The organism is Pseudomonas sp. Z18(2022), from assembly GCF_036346535.1.
Classification (GTDB): Bacteria; Pseudomonadota; Gammaproteobacteria; order Pseudomonadales; family Pseudomonadaceae; genus Aquipseudomonas; species Aquipseudomonas yamanorum_A.
Genome location: NZ_JAOTOA010000006.1, coordinates 35,203 through 48,709, shown reverse-complemented (window position 1 = coordinate 48,709; position 13,507 = coordinate 35,203). Strand labels below are relative to the sequence as shown.

Annotated in this window: 17 protein-coding genes; 16 read left to right on the top strand and 1 reads right to left on the bottom strand. The window is 59.1% G+C overall.

Going from position 1 to position 13,507, the window contains the following annotated elements; all coding sequences use genetic code 11:
* The gene (gene secF / locus V3W39_RS15230) at positions 1–915 is read left to right on the top strand and encodes a protein translocase subunit SecF (protein WP_003210311.1); all 915 of its coding nucleotides are present in this window, start codon (positions 1–3) and stop codon (positions 913–915) included.
* Between the two features lie 123 nt (positions 916–1,038).
* Positions 1,039–1,587 carry a glycine zipper 2TM domain-containing protein gene (locus V3W39_RS15225; RefSeq protein WP_003210309.1) on the top strand — a complete coding sequence of 183 codons (549 nt, stop codon included), beginning with the start codon at positions 1,039–1,041 and terminating at the stop codon, positions 1,585–1,587.
* A gap of 51 nt (positions 1,588–1,638) precedes the next feature.
* Here V3W39_RS15225 and suhB read toward each other — a convergent pair whose 3' ends face one another.
* Positions 1,639–2,454 carry a type III secretion system regulator SuhB gene (gene suhB, locus V3W39_RS15220; RefSeq protein ID WP_003175971.1) on the bottom strand — a complete coding sequence of 272 codons (816 nt, stop codon included), beginning with the start codon at positions 2,452–2,454 and terminating at the stop codon, positions 1,639–1,641.
* A gap of 145 nt (positions 2,455–2,599) precedes the next feature.
* On the opposite strand from suhB, the gene trmJ reads away from it, so the two are divergent.
* From trmJ to V3W39_RS15150, 14 genes are all read left to right on the top strand, one after another.
* The gene (gene trmJ / locus V3W39_RS15215) at positions 2,600–3,370 is read left to right on the top strand and encodes a tRNA (cytosine(32)/uridine(32)-2'-O)-methyltransferase TrmJ (protein ID WP_330212894.1); all 771 of its coding nucleotides are present in this window, start codon (positions 2,600–2,602) and stop codon (positions 3,368–3,370) included.
* Positions 3,371–3,372: 2 nt separating this feature from the next.
* The gene (gene cysE / locus V3W39_RS15210) at positions 3,373–4,155 is read left to right on the top strand and encodes a serine O-acetyltransferase (protein WP_177114798.1); all 783 of its coding nucleotides are present in this window, start codon (positions 3,373–3,375) and stop codon (positions 4,153–4,155) included.
* A gap of 299 nt (positions 4,156–4,454) precedes the next feature.
* Positions 4,455–4,946 (top strand): Fe-S cluster assembly transcriptional regulator IscR, encoded by a 492-nt coding sequence (gene iscR / locus V3W39_RS15205; protein WP_003210305.1) that lies wholly within the window; start codon positions 4,455–4,457, stop codon positions 4,944–4,946.
* Positions 4,947–4,996: 50 nt separating this feature from the next.
* Entirely contained in the window at positions 4,997–6,211 is a 1,215-nt protein-coding gene (locus V3W39_RS15200; protein WP_008438290.1) for an IscS subfamily cysteine desulfurase, read from the top strand.
* Between the two features lie 102 nt (positions 6,212–6,313).
* The gene (gene iscU / locus V3W39_RS15195; protein WP_003209682.1) at positions 6,314–6,700 is read left to right on the top strand and encodes a Fe-S cluster assembly scaffold IscU; all 387 of its coding nucleotides are present in this window, start codon (positions 6,314–6,316) and stop codon (positions 6,698–6,700) included.
* A 27-nt stretch (positions 6,701–6,727) separates the two neighbouring features.
* On the top strand, positions 6,728–7,051 hold the full coding sequence (gene iscA, locus V3W39_RS15190) for an iron-sulfur cluster assembly protein IscA (RefSeq protein ID WP_003209680.1): 324 nt from the start codon (positions 6,728–6,730) through the stop codon (positions 7,049–7,051).
* A gap of 8 nt (positions 7,052–7,059) precedes the next feature.
* Positions 7,060–7,581 carry a co-chaperone HscB gene (gene hscB, locus V3W39_RS15185; RefSeq protein WP_330212893.1) on the top strand — a complete coding sequence of 174 codons (522 nt, stop codon included), beginning with the start codon at positions 7,060–7,062 and terminating at the stop codon, positions 7,579–7,581.
* Between the two features lie 51 nt (positions 7,582–7,632).
* Complete coding sequence (hscA, locus tag V3W39_RS15180) at positions 7,633–9,495, top strand: Fe-S protein assembly chaperone HscA (RefSeq protein ID WP_177047062.1); 1,863 nt, start codon at positions 7,633–7,635, stop codon at positions 9,493–9,495.
* Positions 9,496–9,498: 3 nt separating this feature from the next.
* Positions 9,499–9,840 carry an ISC system 2Fe-2S type ferredoxin gene (fdx, locus tag V3W39_RS15175; RefSeq protein WP_010176867.1) on the top strand — a complete coding sequence of 114 codons (342 nt, stop codon included), beginning with the start codon at positions 9,499–9,501 and terminating at the stop codon, positions 9,838–9,840.
* Positions 9,841–9,854: 14 nt separating this feature from the next.
* Positions 9,855–10,055 carry a Fe-S cluster assembly protein IscX gene (gene iscX, locus V3W39_RS15170; protein WP_177047060.1) on the top strand — a complete coding sequence of 67 codons (201 nt, stop codon included), beginning with the start codon at positions 9,855–9,857 and terminating at the stop codon, positions 10,053–10,055.
* A gap of 91 nt (positions 10,056–10,146) precedes the next feature.
* Complete coding sequence (gene ndk / locus V3W39_RS15165; RefSeq protein WP_003175956.1) at positions 10,147–10,572, top strand: nucleoside-diphosphate kinase; 426 nt, start codon at positions 10,147–10,149, stop codon at positions 10,570–10,572.
* 30 nt (positions 10,573–10,602) lie between these two features.
* Complete coding sequence (gene rlmN, locus V3W39_RS15160; protein ID WP_003209670.1) at positions 10,603–11,751, top strand: 23S rRNA (adenine(2503)-C(2))-methyltransferase RlmN; 1,149 nt, start codon at positions 10,603–10,605, stop codon at positions 11,749–11,751.
* A 12-nt stretch (positions 11,752–11,763) separates the two neighbouring features.
* Positions 11,764–12,522, top strand: a complete 759-nt coding sequence (gene pilW, locus V3W39_RS15155; protein ID WP_330212892.1) for a type IV pilus biogenesis/stability protein PilW — start codon at positions 11,764–11,766, stop codon at positions 12,520–12,522.
* Positions 12,522–13,505 carry a RodZ domain-containing protein gene (locus V3W39_RS15150; protein WP_177114792.1) on the top strand — a complete coding sequence of 328 codons (984 nt, stop codon included), beginning with the start codon at positions 12,522–12,524 and terminating at the stop codon, positions 13,503–13,505. The genes pilW and V3W39_RS15150 overlap by 1 nt, the downstream gene beginning before the upstream one ends.
* Positions 13,506–13,507: the final 2 nt, after the last annotated feature.

Genomic DNA, 13,507 nt, shown 5'->3' with positions numbered 1-13,507 from the left:
ATGTTACGTACAATCAACTTCATGGGCGTTCGCAACGTTGCGTTCGGCTTCACCATGCTCCTTACCGTTCTGGCGTTGTTCAGCTGGTTCCATAAGGGCCTGAACTACGGTCTGGACTTCACCGGCGGTACGCTCATCGAGCTGACCTACGAGAAGCCGGCCGACGTTAGCCTGGTGCGCAACGAGCTGGTCAAGGCCGGCTATCACGAAGCCATCGTGCAGAGCTTTGGTGCAACCACCGACCTGCTGGTGCGGATGCCCGGCGAAGACCCGCAACTGGGTCACCAGGTAGCCGAGGCCTTGCAGAAGGTCGGCGGTGACAACCCGGCGTCGGTCAAGCGCGTCGAGTTCGTGGGCCCGCAAGTGGGTGAAGAGCTGCGCGACCAGGGCGGCCTCGGCATGCTGATGGCGCTGGTCGGCATCATGATCTACCTGGCTTTCCGCTTTCAGTGGAAGTTCGGTGTCGGCGCCATTGTGTCGCTGATCCACGACGTGATCGTGACCGTGGGCATCCTGGCCTACTTCCAGATCACCTTCGACCTGACGGTATTGGCGGCGGTGCTGGCGATCATTGGTTACTCCCTCAACGACACTATCGTGGTATTCGACCGGGTTCGTGAGAACTTCCGGGTACTGCGCAAGGCGACGTTGATCGAGAACATCAACATCTCCACCACCCAGACCCTGCTGCGCACCATGGCGACCTCGATCTCCACCTTGCTGGCGATTGCCGCACTGATGGTGTTCGGTGGCGACAACCTGTGGGGCTTCTCGCTGTCGCTGTTCATCGGCGTACTGGCGGGTACCTACTCGTCGATCTACATCGCCAACGTGGTACTGATCTGGCTGAACCTCAACAGCGAAGACCTGATCCCTCCTGCCAGCACCGGCAAGGAGGTCGACGACCGCCCTTGATGGGCGATTGTTGATCTGCTGTTACAAATAAGGCGCGAGTATTGAACTCGCGCCTTTTTTTTTGCTCCAAGGCTGGGTATAGCGCGGATCGTTCGGTCCGTTTGTGATGGTCAGGAGGTTCACGTGAACAAGTCGTTACTGGTTGGTGCGGTATTGGGTGCTGTCGGTGTGACTGCCGGGGGTGCTGTTGCCACCTACAGCCTGGTAAAAAGCGGCCCTGAGTATGCGCAAGTGCTGGCGGTGCAGCCGGTGAAAACCCAGATTAAAACCCCGCGTGAGGTCTGCAAGGACGTTGCGGTAACCCGGCAGAAGCCTGTGCAGGATCAGCATCAGATCGTTGGTACGGTGGTCGGTGCGCTGGCGGGCGGCCTGTTGGGTAACCAGGTCGGCGGCGGTAATGGCAAGAAGCTGGCCACGGTGGCCGGTGCGGTCGGTGGTGGTTATGCCGGTAACAAGGTTCAGGAAGGTATGCAGAACCGCGATACCTACACCACCACGCAAACCCGTTGTAACACCGTTAACGACATCAGCGACAAGGTTGTCGGGTACGACGTGCGTTACACCCTGGACGGCAAGGAAGGCTCTGTGCGCATGGATCGCGATCCAGGTAACCAGATCCCGGTCGACAAGGAAGGGCGTCTGGTTATTGGTCAGAACCAGCCGCAGCAGTAATTTCAGGTATAAAAAAAGCACCCCTAGGGGTGCTTTTTTGTGCTCGCTCGCTTAGCGCTTCAGCGAAGCCGGCAGGTGCGGCTGGATCGCCGTCAGTACTGCCTTGAAGCATTTGGTGTTGCCAGCAACCACGTGGCCTTTCTCAAGGAAGTCGTGACCACCGGTGAAGTCGCTCACCAGGCCGCCGGCTTCTTGAATCAGCAGTGCGCCTGCCGCCATGTCCCACTCGGACAGGCCCGACTCCCAGAACGCATCAAAACGACCGGCAGCCACATAGGCCAGGTCCAGGCTGGCTGCACCGGCGCGGCGGATGCCGGCGGTCTGGCCAACCAGGGCGCGGAACATGCCCAGGTAGTTTTCCAGGTTGTCCATCTGGTCGTCACGGAACGGGAAGCCGGTACCCAGCAGGGCGCCGTCGAGGCTGGTGCGACCGCTGACACGCAGGCGGCGACCGTTCAGTTGGGCGCCACGGCCACGGCTTGCAGTGAATTCTTCCTGGCGAACCGGGTCCAGCACAACGGCGTGTTCCAGGCGGCCACGGTATTTGCAGGCAATGCTCACGGCAAAGTGCGGGATGCCGCGCAGGAAGTTGGTGGTGCCATCCAGTGGGTCGATGATCCACAGGTAGTCTTCGCCTTCGCCGCTACCTTTGTGCAGGCCGGTTTCTTCACCGAGGATGCCGTGGGTAGGGTAGGCCTTGCGCAGCGCGTCGATGATTTTCTGCTCGGCGGCGCGATCCACCTCGGATACGTAATCCTTGGCGTCTTTTTCGTCGACCTTGATGGTATCCAGGCGCTCGATGGAGCGGAAGATCAATTCACTGGCGCTGCGGGCGGCGCGCAGCGCGATATTCAGCATGGGCTGCATGGATGTGTCACCTAAGGTTGTTAAAGAAAGCCGAGCATTCTAGCAGAAACTTTCTTCAGGTGAAGGACGACGTTACCTTTCATGGCATAACCTTAGGCTGTTCTGTAAGATTTGCTCCCCTTTCCCGTGTCCGAGAGCGCCTCCCTTGCTGCAAAACATCCGTGTCGTCCTCGTCAATACCAGTCATCCCGGCAATATCGGCGGGGTGGCGCGAGCCATGAAGAACATGGGGCTGACGCGCCTGGTGCTGGTCGAGCCGCGTGTGTTTCCGCACCACGAGGCCGATGCCCGCGCGTCTGGCGCCAATGACATCCTCGAAAAAGCCCAGGTCGTCGCCACTTTGGAAGACGCCCTGGTTGGCTGCAATCTGGTGCTCGGCACCAGCGCTCGCGACCGTCGCATCCCCTGGCCACTTCTGGATCCTCGCGAATGTGGGACCAAGGTCGTGGAAGAGGCTGCCGGCGGCGCTGAAATCGCCTTGGTATTCGGTCGTGAAGACTCCGGCCTGACCAATGAGGAGCTGCAGCGATGTCAGTATCACGTGCACATTCCATCAGACCCTGAGTTCAGTTCGCTGAACCTCGGGGCAGCGGTGCAGGTGTTGAGTTATGAAGTGCGCATGGCCTGGCTGGCTGCAGAAGGCCAGCCGAGCAAGGTAGAGAAGGACGAGGTTGCATCGACCAAGAGTGGCGAACTGGCCACCATGGACGAGCTGGAACGCTTCTATGAGCACCTGGAGCAAACCCTGGTGGCCATCGAGTTTCTCGATCCGGAAAAGCCGCGGCACTTGATGGCGCGCCTGCGCCGGCTATACGGACGCAGCTCGGTCAGCCGGGCGGAAATGAATATATTGCGTGGCATCCTCACGGAAACCCAGAAAGCGGCCCGTGGCGAGCTTCTTAAGCGGAAGGATTAAAAATGTTCGAGCGTTTGCGAGAAGATATCCAGAGTGTTTTCCACCGTGACCCGGCGGCGCGCAACGCCTTTGAAGTGCTGACCTGCTACCCGGGCATGCACGCGATCTGGATCCATCGCCTGTCCGGCGCCTTGTGGAATATGGGCTGGAAATGGCTGGCTCGGCTGGTGTCGAACTTTGGTCGCTGGTTGACCGGGATCGAGATTCATCCGGGCGCCAAGGTGGGTCGCCGCTTCTTTATCGACCACGGCATGGGCATCGTTATTGGTGAAACTGCCGAGATTGGTGATGACGTGACTCTGTATCAGGGCGTGACTCTGGGCGGTACCACTTGGAACAAGGGCAAGCGCCACCCGACACTGGAAGATGGCGTGGTGGTAGGAGCGGGCGCCAAGGTGCTCGGTCCGTTTACCGTCGGTGCGGGTGCCAAGGTCGGTTCCAACGCTGTGGTGACCAAGGCCGTGCCGCCTGGCGCAACGGTTGTCGGTATTCCGGGGCGGATCATCGTCAAGCCGGAAGTTGGCGATGAGCAGGAAGCCAAGCGCAAGGCCATGGCCGAAAAGATTGGCTTTGATGCCTATGGCGTCAGCGAAGACATGCCCGACCCGGTGGCACGTGCCATCGGCCAGTTGCTCGACCACCTGCAAGCGGTGGATGGCAAGCTGGATGGCATGTGCGGCGCCCTGAAAGACCTCGGCAGCAACTACTGCGCCAAGGACCTGCCTGAGCTGCGCACCGAAGACTTCGCCGAGATCAAGAGCGAAAGCGCTACCAAAGCCGGCTGACTCTTGAGCCGGTCGCGATCTCTGTGGGAGCTGGCTTGCCTGCGATGGCGGCAAGTCAGTGCCGGATAGGCTGGCTGGCAAACCGCTATCGCAGGCAAGCCAGCTCCCATATTTGAGCCCCATTGGTCTTGAGGTTGGGGGCTTGACCCTGTTCCCGCTGTTCCATCAGCCTGCGCCCTGCTATTATTCGCGCGCCCTTTTTGCGGGTATTCCTGACTAAAGTACTAGGTCTTATAGTTGACTTAAATACTCGGGAATCGCATACTTGCTCCCATTCTGAAACACCTTGGTACTTGTCCATGAGACTGACTACAAAAGGCCGATACGCGGTGACCGCCATGCTTGACCTGGCCTTGCACGCGCAAAATGGGCCGGTGTCCCTGGCCGATATCTCCGAGCGCCAAGGCATTTCCCTGTCCTACCTCGAGCAGTTGTTCGCCAAATTGCGCCGCAGCAATCTGGTTTCCAGTGTTCGTGGTCCAGGCGGTGGCTATCAACTGTCCCGCGACATGCAGGGCATCCAGGTAGCCCAGGTGATCGACGCGGTGAACGAATCCGTCGATGCCACCAAATGCCAGGGCCTGGGTGATTGTCACGCCGGCGACACCTGCCTGACGCACCACTTGTGGTGTGACCTGAGCCTGCAGATCCATGAGTTTTTGAGTGGTATCAGCTTGGCTGATCTTGTGACTCGCCGTGAGGTACAAGAAGTAGCCCAGCGTCAGGACCAGCGCCGTTGCAATACAAAGGCGCCGCGTCTGGACAAGATTGAAGCGTCCGCCGTCGAGTGACAGCCGAAGAGCTAACGGCACGCCAGCCAGCCTGATTTAGGAGAAAGTCCATGAAATTGCCGATTTACCTTGATTACTCAGCGACCACCCCGGTTGATCCGCGTGTCGCGCAAAAGATGAGCGAATGCCTGCTGGTTGACGGAAACTTCGGCAACCCGGCGTCCCGTTCCCACGTGTTCGGCTGGAAAGCTGAAGAGGCCGTGGAAAACGCTCGTCGCCAGGTCGCTGACCTGGTGAATGCCGACCCGCGTGAAATCGTCTGGACCTCCGGTGCCACCGAGTCCGACAACCTGGCAATCAAGGGTGCGGCGCATTTCTACGCGACCAAAGGCAAACACCTGATCACCACCAAGATTGAGCACAAGGCTGTCCTCGACACCATGCGCCAACTGGAACGTGAAGGTTTTGAGGTCACCTACCTCGAGCCAACCACCGACGGTATCGTGACCCCGGCGATGATCGAAGCCGCGATGCGTGAAGACACCATCCTGGTTTCCGTGATCCACGTGAACAACGAAATCGGCACCATCAACGACATCGCCGCCATCGGCGAGTTGACCCGCTCCAAGGGCGTGTTGCTGCACGTCGACGCCGCTCAGTCCACCGGCAAGGTCGACATCGACCTGTCGAAACTGAAGGTCGACCTGATGTCGTTCTCTGCCCACAAGACCTACGGCCCTAAAGGCATTGGCGCGCTCTACGTGAGCCGCAAGCCACGCGTGCGTATCGAAGCCACCATGCACGGCGGCGGTCACGAGCGCGGCATGCGTTCGGGCACCCTGGCGACCCACCAGATCGTCGGCATCGGCGAAGCATTCCGTGTAGCCAAGGAAGACATGGCTGCCGAAAACGTGCGCATCAAGGCCCTGAGCGATCGCTTCTACAAGCAGGTCGAGCACCTTGAAGAGCTGTACATCAACGGCAGCATGACCGCCCGTGTACCGCACAACCTGAATTTGAGCTTCAACTACGTCGAAGGCGAGTCGCTGATCATGGCGCTCAAGGATCTGGCGGTTTCGTCCGGTTCGGCCTGCACCTCGGCTTCCCTTGAGCCGTCCTATGTCCTGCGCGCCCTGGGCCGCAACGACGAACTGGCTCACAGCTCGATCCGCTTTACGTTCGGCCGTTTCACCACCGAAGAAGAAGTCGACTACGCCGCGCAGAAAGTCTGCGAGGCCGTCACCAAGCTGCGTACCTTGTCCCCGCTGTGGGACATGTACAAGGACGGTGTCGACATTTCCAAGATCGAGTGGGCGGCACACTAAATATAGAAGCCGCCACCCAAAAGGCTCTGTAAAGACGTGGCGGAAAACGCAGGCGTGTTTACAGGGTTCCAGAGCGGCCCTGATGAGTGAGGATTCAGTACCATGGCTTACAGCGAAAAGGTCATCGACCACTACGAAAACCCGCGCAACGTCGGCAAGATGAACGCGGAAGACCCTGATGTCGGCACCGGTATGGTCGGCGCTCCGGCGTGCGGCGACGTTATGCGTCTGCAGATCAAGGTCAACGAAGCTGGCGTTATCGAAGACGCCAAGTTCAAGACTTACGGTTGCGGTTCGGCCATCGCCTCCAGCTCCCTGGCGACCGAATGGATGAAAGGCAAGACTCTGGATGAGGCTGTGACTATCAGCAACACCCAGCTGGCCGAAGAACTGGCCCTGCCGCCAGTGAAAATCCACTGCTCGGTACTCGCAGAAGACGCCATCAAGGCGGCTGTTCGCGACTACAAGCAGAAGAAAGGCTTGATCTAAGCATTTGGCGACGAGTAAGGAGTCACGATGGCTATCAGCATGACAGAAGCGGCTGCGCAGCACATTCGCCGTTCCCTGAATGGGCGCGGCAAAGGTGAGGGGATTCGTCTGGGTGTTCGCACCACGGGCTGTTCCGGCCTTGCCTACGTGCTGGAGTTCGTCGACGAGGTGGTTGAGGAAGATCAGGTGTTCGAAAGTCACGGCGAGAAAGTGATCATCGACCCGAAAAGCCTGACCTACCTGGACGGCACCGAACTCGATTTCGTCAAGGAAGGGTTGAACGAAGGCTTCAAGTTCAACAACCCCAACGTACGCGGTGAATGTGGCTGCGGCGAAAGCTTCAACATCTGAGGCTGATTGTGGGTACTCCTTGTCATTTCGCTTTGTTCGAGCTGCAGCCGAGTTTTCGGCTGGACCTTGAACAGCTTGCCACGCGCTACCGTGAACTGGCGCGTGGGGTGCATCCGGACCGCTTCGCTGACGCTTCCGAGCGTGAGCAACGCCTGGCGCTGGAGCAATCAGCCAGCCTCAACGAAGCCTATCAGACGCTCAAGAACCCTCCCAAGCGCGCGCGTTACCTGCTCGCCATGGGCGGTCGCGAGCTGCCGCTTGAAGTCACGGTCCAGGACCCTGATTTCCTGATGCAGCAGATGCAATGGCGCGAAGAACTCGAAGAGCTGCAGGACGAGGCCGATCTGGCCGGTGTCGCAGTCTTCAAGCATCGTCTGAAAGTGGCCCAGGATGAACTCAACGAAAGCTTCGCAGCCTGTTGGGATGATGCAGCGCAACGTGAGCAGGCCGAGCGCCTGATGCGGCGCATGCAGTTCCTCGACAAGCTCACCTACGAAGTGCGCCAGTTAGAAGAGCGCCTCGACGATTAACCCAGTGCCGCCCAGGTTGCACGCCTGATATACAGATAAGTCCTGATTACCATGGCCCTACTGCAGATCGCCGAACCCGGCCAAAGTCCTCAACCGCACCAGCGTCGTCTGGCGGTCGGGATTGACTTGGGCACTACCAATTCTCTGGTCGCTGCGTTGCGCAGCGGTCTTTCCGAGCCGCTGCCCGACGCTGATGGCCAGGTTATCCTGCCGTCTGCCGTGCGCTATCACGCTGACCGCACCGAAGTCGGTGAGTCGGCCAAACTGGCAGCGTCTTCCGACCCTTTGAACACCGTGCTGTCGGTCAAGCGCTTGATGGGTCGTGGTCTGTCCGACGTCAAGCAACTGGGCGACCAGCTGCCGTACCGCTTTGTCGGTGGCGAATCCCATATGCCGTTCATCGACACCATCCAGGGTCCGAAAAGCCCGGTGGAAGTGTCGGCCGATATCCTCAAGGTGCTGCGCCAGCGTGCAGAAACCACCTTGGGCGGCGAACTGGTGGGCGCGGTGATTACTGTTCCTGCGTATTTCGATGACGCTCAGCGTCAAGCCACCAAGGATGCGGCGAAACTGGCCGGCCTGAACGTGCTGCGCCTGCTCAACGAGCCGACTGCGGCCGCTGTGGCTTACGGCCTGGATCAGCATGCCGAAGGCCTGGTGGCTATTTACGACCTGGGCGGCGGCACCTTTGATATTTCGATTCTGCGCCTGACCGGCGGTGTCTTCGAAGTGCTGGCTACCGGTGGCGACACTGCCCTGGGCGGCGACGACTTCGATCACGCCATTGCTGGCTGGATCATCACCAGTGCCGGCTTGTCTGCCGACCTGGACCCGGGCGCGCAACGTAACCTGCTGCAAACTGCCTGCGCCGCTAAAGAAGCGCTGACTGATGCAGCCTCGGTTGAAGTTTCCTACGGTAGCTGGTCGGCCCAACTGACCCGTGAAGCCTTTGATGCGCTGATCGAGCCGATGGTTGCTCGCAGCCTGAAAGCCTGTCGCCGCGCAGTGCGCGACTCGGGTATCGAGCTGGAAGATGTGGCCGCCGTGGTCATGGTGGGCGGTTCGACCCGCGTGCCGCGTGTTCGTGAAGCGGTGGCTGAGGCCTTTGGTCGCCAGCCGCTGACCGAAATCGATCCGGATCAAGTGGTGGCCATTGGTGCTGCGATCCAGGCCGATACCCTTGCCGGTAACAAGCGCGATGGTGGCGAACTGCTTCTGCTCGACGTGATTCCGTTGTCCCTGGGGCTGGAAACCATGGGCGGCCTGATGGAGAAGGTGATTCCACGCAACACCACCATCCCCGTTGCCCGCGCCCAGGACTTCACCACTTACAAAGATGGCCAGACAGCCATGATGATTCATGTGCTGCAAGGCGAGCGTGAGCTGATCAGCGATTGTCGCTCCCTGGCACGCTTCGAATTGCGCGGTATTCCGGCGATGGTGGCCGGTGCGGCGAAGATTCGTGTGACCTTCCAGGTCGACGCCGACGGCTTGCTCAGCGTTGCCGCGCGCGAATTGGCCTCTGGCGTCGAAGCCAGCATCCAGGTCAAGCCGTCCTACGGCCTGACCGACGGCGAAATCGCCAAGATGCTCAAGGATTCGTTCCAGTACGCCGGTGACGACAAGGTCGCCCGCGTGTTGCGTGAGCAGCAAGTCGATGCCCAGCGCCTGCTTGAAGCGGTGCAGGGCGCCCTTGAGGCTGACGGCGAGCGTTTGCTGGATGCCGAAGAGCGCATGGTCATCGACCTGCAGATGCAGGAACTGGCTGAATTGATGAAAGGCACCGATGGTTATGCCATTGAGCAACAGACCAAGCGCCTGTCGCAAGTGACCGATGCCTTTGCCGCCCGTCGTATGGACCAGACGGTGAAAGCCGCCCTGGCGGGCCGCAACTTGAACGAACTTGAGGATTAACTGATGCCGCAGATCATTTTTCTGCCACACGCCGAGCATTGCCCGGACGGTATGGTTGTGGAGGCTGAGACCGGCAAGTCCATTCTCGAAGTCGCTCACGACAACCACATCGAGATCGAAAGCGCCTGCGGCGGCGTCAACGCCTGTACCACTTGCCACTGCATCGTCCGTGAAGGTTTCAACAGCCTTGAAGAGGCTGATGAGCTGGAAGAGGACTATCTTGATAGGGCGTGGGGTCTGGAGCCGACATCGCGTTTGAGCTGTCAGGCAAAAGTGGGAACAGAAGACCTCACTGTCGAAATTCCGAAATATTCGCTCAACCATGCCGCTGAAGCGCCGCACTGATTCAAGGAAGTGTCATGAGTCTTAAATGGGTTGATGTACAAGATATCGCTATCCTGCTGGCCGACGGTCACCCGGACGTGAACCCTTATTCACTGAACTTTGTAGCTTTGCGTGACATGGTCATGGCCTTGCCAGGGTTTGAAGATGATCGGGAACGCGGCGGTGAAAAGGTTCTTGAAGCTATTCAGACTGCCTGGAAAGAAGAGCAGGACTGAAGCCTCCCTTACGCAGTTAGGCAATACCCAAGAACCCGCGTATAATTCGCGGGTTTAATTTTTCGCAAATTACCGTTTCTGGAGTTACACCATGGCTGTTCAACGTACTTTCTCCATCATCAAGCCTGACGCTGTTGCAAAAAACGTCATCGGCGAGATCACCACTCGTTTCGAAAAAGCCGGCCTGAAGGTTGTAGCTTCGAAACTCAAGCAACTGTCCAAGGCTGAAGCTGAAGGCTTCTACGCTGAGCACAGCGCTCGTGGTTTCTTCGGCGACCTGGTTGCCTTCATGATCTCCGGTCCTGTTGTTGTTCAGGTTCTGGAAGGCGAAAACGCTATCGCTCTGAACCGTGAGCTGATGGGCGCTACCAACCCTAAAGAAGCTGCTGCCGGCACCATCCGTGCTGACTTCGCTGAATCGATCGACGCCAACGCCGTTCACGGTTCGGACTCCGAAGCCGCTGCTGCCCGCGAAATCTCGTACTTTTTCGCTGCTACTGAAGTAACCGCTCGCTAAGCATTGGCTTAAAAGAGCGAAGGTGAATCCATGACTACATTGACTGCAAAAACCAACCTGCTGGGTCTGACTCAACAGGAAATGGAAAAATTCTTCGACTCAATCGGGGAGAAGCGTTTTCGTGCCGCTCAGGTAATGAAGTGGATTCACCATCTTGGCGTCGATGATTTCGACGCCATGACGAACGTCAGCAAGGCCCTGCGCGACAAGCTCAAGGCCATTGCCGAAGTTCGCGGCCCCGAAGTGGTCAGCGAGGACATTTCCACCGACGGTACCCGTAAGTGGGTAGTGCGCGTGGCGTCCGGCAGCTGCGTCGAGACCGTGTACATTCCCCAGGGCAAACGCGGCACTTTGTGCGTTTCGTCCCAGGCAGGCTGTGCCCTGGATTGCAGTTTCTGCTCCACCGGCAAGCAAGGTTTCAACAGCAACCTCACCGCCGCCGAAGTGATCGGCCAGGTGTGGATTGCCAATAAATCGTTCGGCAGCATCCCGGCGACCGCCGACCGTGCCATCACCAACGTGGTGATGATGGGCATGGGCGAGCCGCTGCTGAACTTCGACAACGTGGTTGCGGCCATGCACCTGATGATGGACGACCTGGGCTACGGCATCTCCAAGCGCCGTGTGACCCTGTCGACCTCCGGCGTGGTACCGATGATCGATGAGCTGGCCAAGCACATCGACGTCTCCCTGGCGTTGTCGCTGCACGCACCGAATGACGCATTGCGTAACCAATTGGTGCCGATCAACAAGAAGTATCCGCTTAAGATGCTGCTCGAATCTTGCCAGCGCTACATGGCGACCTTGGGCGAAAAACGTGTGTTGACCATTGAGTACACCATGCTCAAGGACATCAACGACAAGGTCGAGCACGCGGTCGAGATGATCGAGTTGCTCAAGAATGTACCGTGCAAGATCAACCTGATTCCGTTTAACCCGTTTCCCCATTCTGGCTACGAGCGGCCGAGCAACAACGCCATCCGCCGTTTCCAGGATCAACTGCACCATGCAGGCTTCAATGTCACCGTGCGCACCACCCGCGGCGAAGACATCGATGCGGCATGTGGCCAATTGGTAGGACAGGTGCTGGATCGCACCCGTCGCAGCGAACGTTATATCGCCGTGCGTGAACTGAGTGCCGCCGACGATATGCCGCAAAGCGCCGCGACTCGAACCTGAGAGAGGATCTCTATGCCCTTGCGCCTTGCGCTGCTTTTGCTTGTTGCCAGCCTCTCGGCTGGCTGTGTTTCATCGGGCCATGACAGCCCGTTGCAAACCGGCAAGGGCCGTGACGAAGCGCGGGCTGCCTACGTGCAGTTGGGCTTGGGGTACTTGCAGCAAGGGATGGCCGAACAGGCCAAGGTGCCGCTGAAGAAGGCCCTTGAACTGGATGGCCGCGATGCTGACGCCAATGCTGCATTGGCCCTGGTGTTCCAGGCCCAGGCCGAGCCCGAACTGGCCGATCAATATTTCCACAATGCCCTGGCCACACGTCCTGGCGATCCAAGACTGCTGAACAATTACGGCAGTTTTTTGTTTGCGCAGAAACGTTATGACCTGGCGTCCGAATATTTCCAGCAGGCTGCGGCCGATACCCTCTATCCTGAGCGCTCGCGGGTTTTCGAGAACCTCGGGGTTACCTCGATGCGTCTCGGTCAGCGCGACACCGCCCGCCAGCAACTGGAAAAAGCCCTGCACTTGAACCAGCGCCAGCCACGAGCGTTGCTCGAAATGGCTGAGTTGTCCTTCGAAGACAGGCATTATGTGCCGGCACGTGACTATTACGAGCGTTTTAGCCTGCTGAGCGGGCAAAATGCACGTAGTCTATTGCTCGGTGTGCGCCTGGCTGCGGTTCATGAAGAACGCGACAAGGCTGCACGTTTTGGCCAGCAACTCGAACGACTCTATCCCGGTACGCCGGAATATCAGCAATACCTGTCGGAGCAATGATGAAAGCGGCGCACCCGGAAGTTGTAGCAGCTAATCGTGGAAACCCAGGCGAGACCTTGCGTCAGGCCCGCGAAAGCAATGGTTGGTCGCTGGCAGAAGTGGCCCTCAAGCTCAATTTGACCACGACTTCATTGGGCAACCTTGAAGCTGGCGCGTTCGACAAGCTGCCAGGGCATACCTTCGCCCGCGGCTATATCCGCGCCTACGCCAAGTTGCTCGGTATCGACCAGGCCGCATTGGTCCAGGAATTCGACCAGATTACCGGTACCGATTCCCAAGGCAGTAATGTCCATGGCCTGGGCCGCATAGAAGAGCCTGTGCGGGTTTCCCACACTATTTTGCGAATTGTCAGCCTGCTGCTGCTGATCGCCGTGATCGGCGGTGGTTTTGTATGGTGGCAGGACCAGACCGCCCAGCGCGGCAAGGACTTGTCCAGCAACGCCATGGAGCACGTCGAAGTCGAAAGCGCCGACGGCACCACCCAGATTCATCCATTGGACGAGCCGGAAGACCAGGCCGTGGCCCAGGGCCAGGCGGCGCCTGAGGCAGAGCCAGGCGCCGAGCAGCCTGCGCCCGAAGCAGGTACTGCCGCCGCAGTGGCACCCGTCGCACCCGCTCCAGCGGTTGCAGTGACGCCTGCTGCTCCAGCTCATACGCCAGCAGTACCGGCGCAGGCTCCGGCAACAACGGCTCCCGTCGCCCCGGCGATTTCCGCGCCAACCACCCCGGTACTGATCGCCGGTGATGGCCGAGTACAAATTACCTACGTCGCTGACTGCTGGACGCAAGTCTCCGATGGCAACGGCAAGGTGCTGTTCAGTGGTCTGAAGCGTAAGGGAGATACACTTGACCAGGGCGGCAAGCCTCCTTTGACGCTGCGTCTGGGCTTCGCCCGTGGCGCGCAAGTGGCCTACAACGGCCAGCCTGTGGACGTGGCGCCGTTCACCAGTGGCGAGACTGCTCGCCTCAAGTTGGGACAATAAAG

What these genes read in the sequence shown, in the direction of transcription:
- secF (WP_003210311.1), top strand. Translation starts at nt 1, where the DNA reads ATGTTACGTACAATCAACTTCATGGGCGTTCGCAACGTTGCGTTCGGC.
- suhB (WP_003175971.1), bottom strand. Translation starts at nt 2,454, where the DNA reads ATGCAGCCCATGCTGAATATCGCGCTGCGCGCCGCCCGCAGCGCCAGT.
- cysE (WP_177114798.1), top strand. Translation starts at nt 3,373, where the DNA reads ATGTTCGAGCGTTTGCGAGAAGATATCCAGAGTGTTTTCCACCGTGAC.
- iscR (WP_003210305.1), top strand. Translation starts at nt 4,455, where the DNA reads ATGAGACTGACTACAAAAGGCCGATACGCGGTGACCGCCATGCTTGAC.
- V3W39_RS15200 (WP_008438290.1), top strand. Translation starts at nt 4,997, where the DNA reads ATGAAATTGCCGATTTACCTTGATTACTCAGCGACCACCCCGGTTGAT.
- iscU (WP_003209682.1), top strand. Translation starts at nt 6,314, where the DNA reads ATGGCTTACAGCGAAAAGGTCATCGACCACTACGAAAACCCGCGCAAC.
- iscA (WP_003209680.1), top strand. Translation starts at nt 6,728, where the DNA reads ATGGCTATCAGCATGACAGAAGCGGCTGCGCAGCACATTCGCCGTTCC.
- hscA (WP_177047062.1), top strand. Translation starts at nt 7,633, where the DNA reads ATGGCCCTACTGCAGATCGCCGAACCCGGCCAAAGTCCTCAACCGCAC.
- fdx (WP_010176867.1), top strand. Translation starts at nt 9,499, where the DNA reads ATGCCGCAGATCATTTTTCTGCCACACGCCGAGCATTGCCCGGACGGT.
- iscX (WP_177047060.1), top strand. Translation starts at nt 9,855, where the DNA reads ATGAGTCTTAAATGGGTTGATGTACAAGATATCGCTATCCTGCTGGCC.
- ndk (WP_003175956.1), top strand. Translation starts at nt 10,147, where the DNA reads ATGGCTGTTCAACGTACTTTCTCCATCATCAAGCCTGACGCTGTTGCA.
- rlmN (WP_003209670.1), top strand. Translation starts at nt 10,603, where the DNA reads ATGACTACATTGACTGCAAAAACCAACCTGCTGGGTCTGACTCAACAG.
- pilW (WP_330212892.1), top strand. Translation starts at nt 11,764, where the DNA reads ATGCCCTTGCGCCTTGCGCTGCTTTTGCTTGTTGCCAGCCTCTCGGCT.
- V3W39_RS15150 (WP_177114792.1), top strand. Translation starts at nt 12,522, where the DNA reads ATGAAAGCGGCGCACCCGGAAGTTGTAGCAGCTAATCGTGGAAACCCA.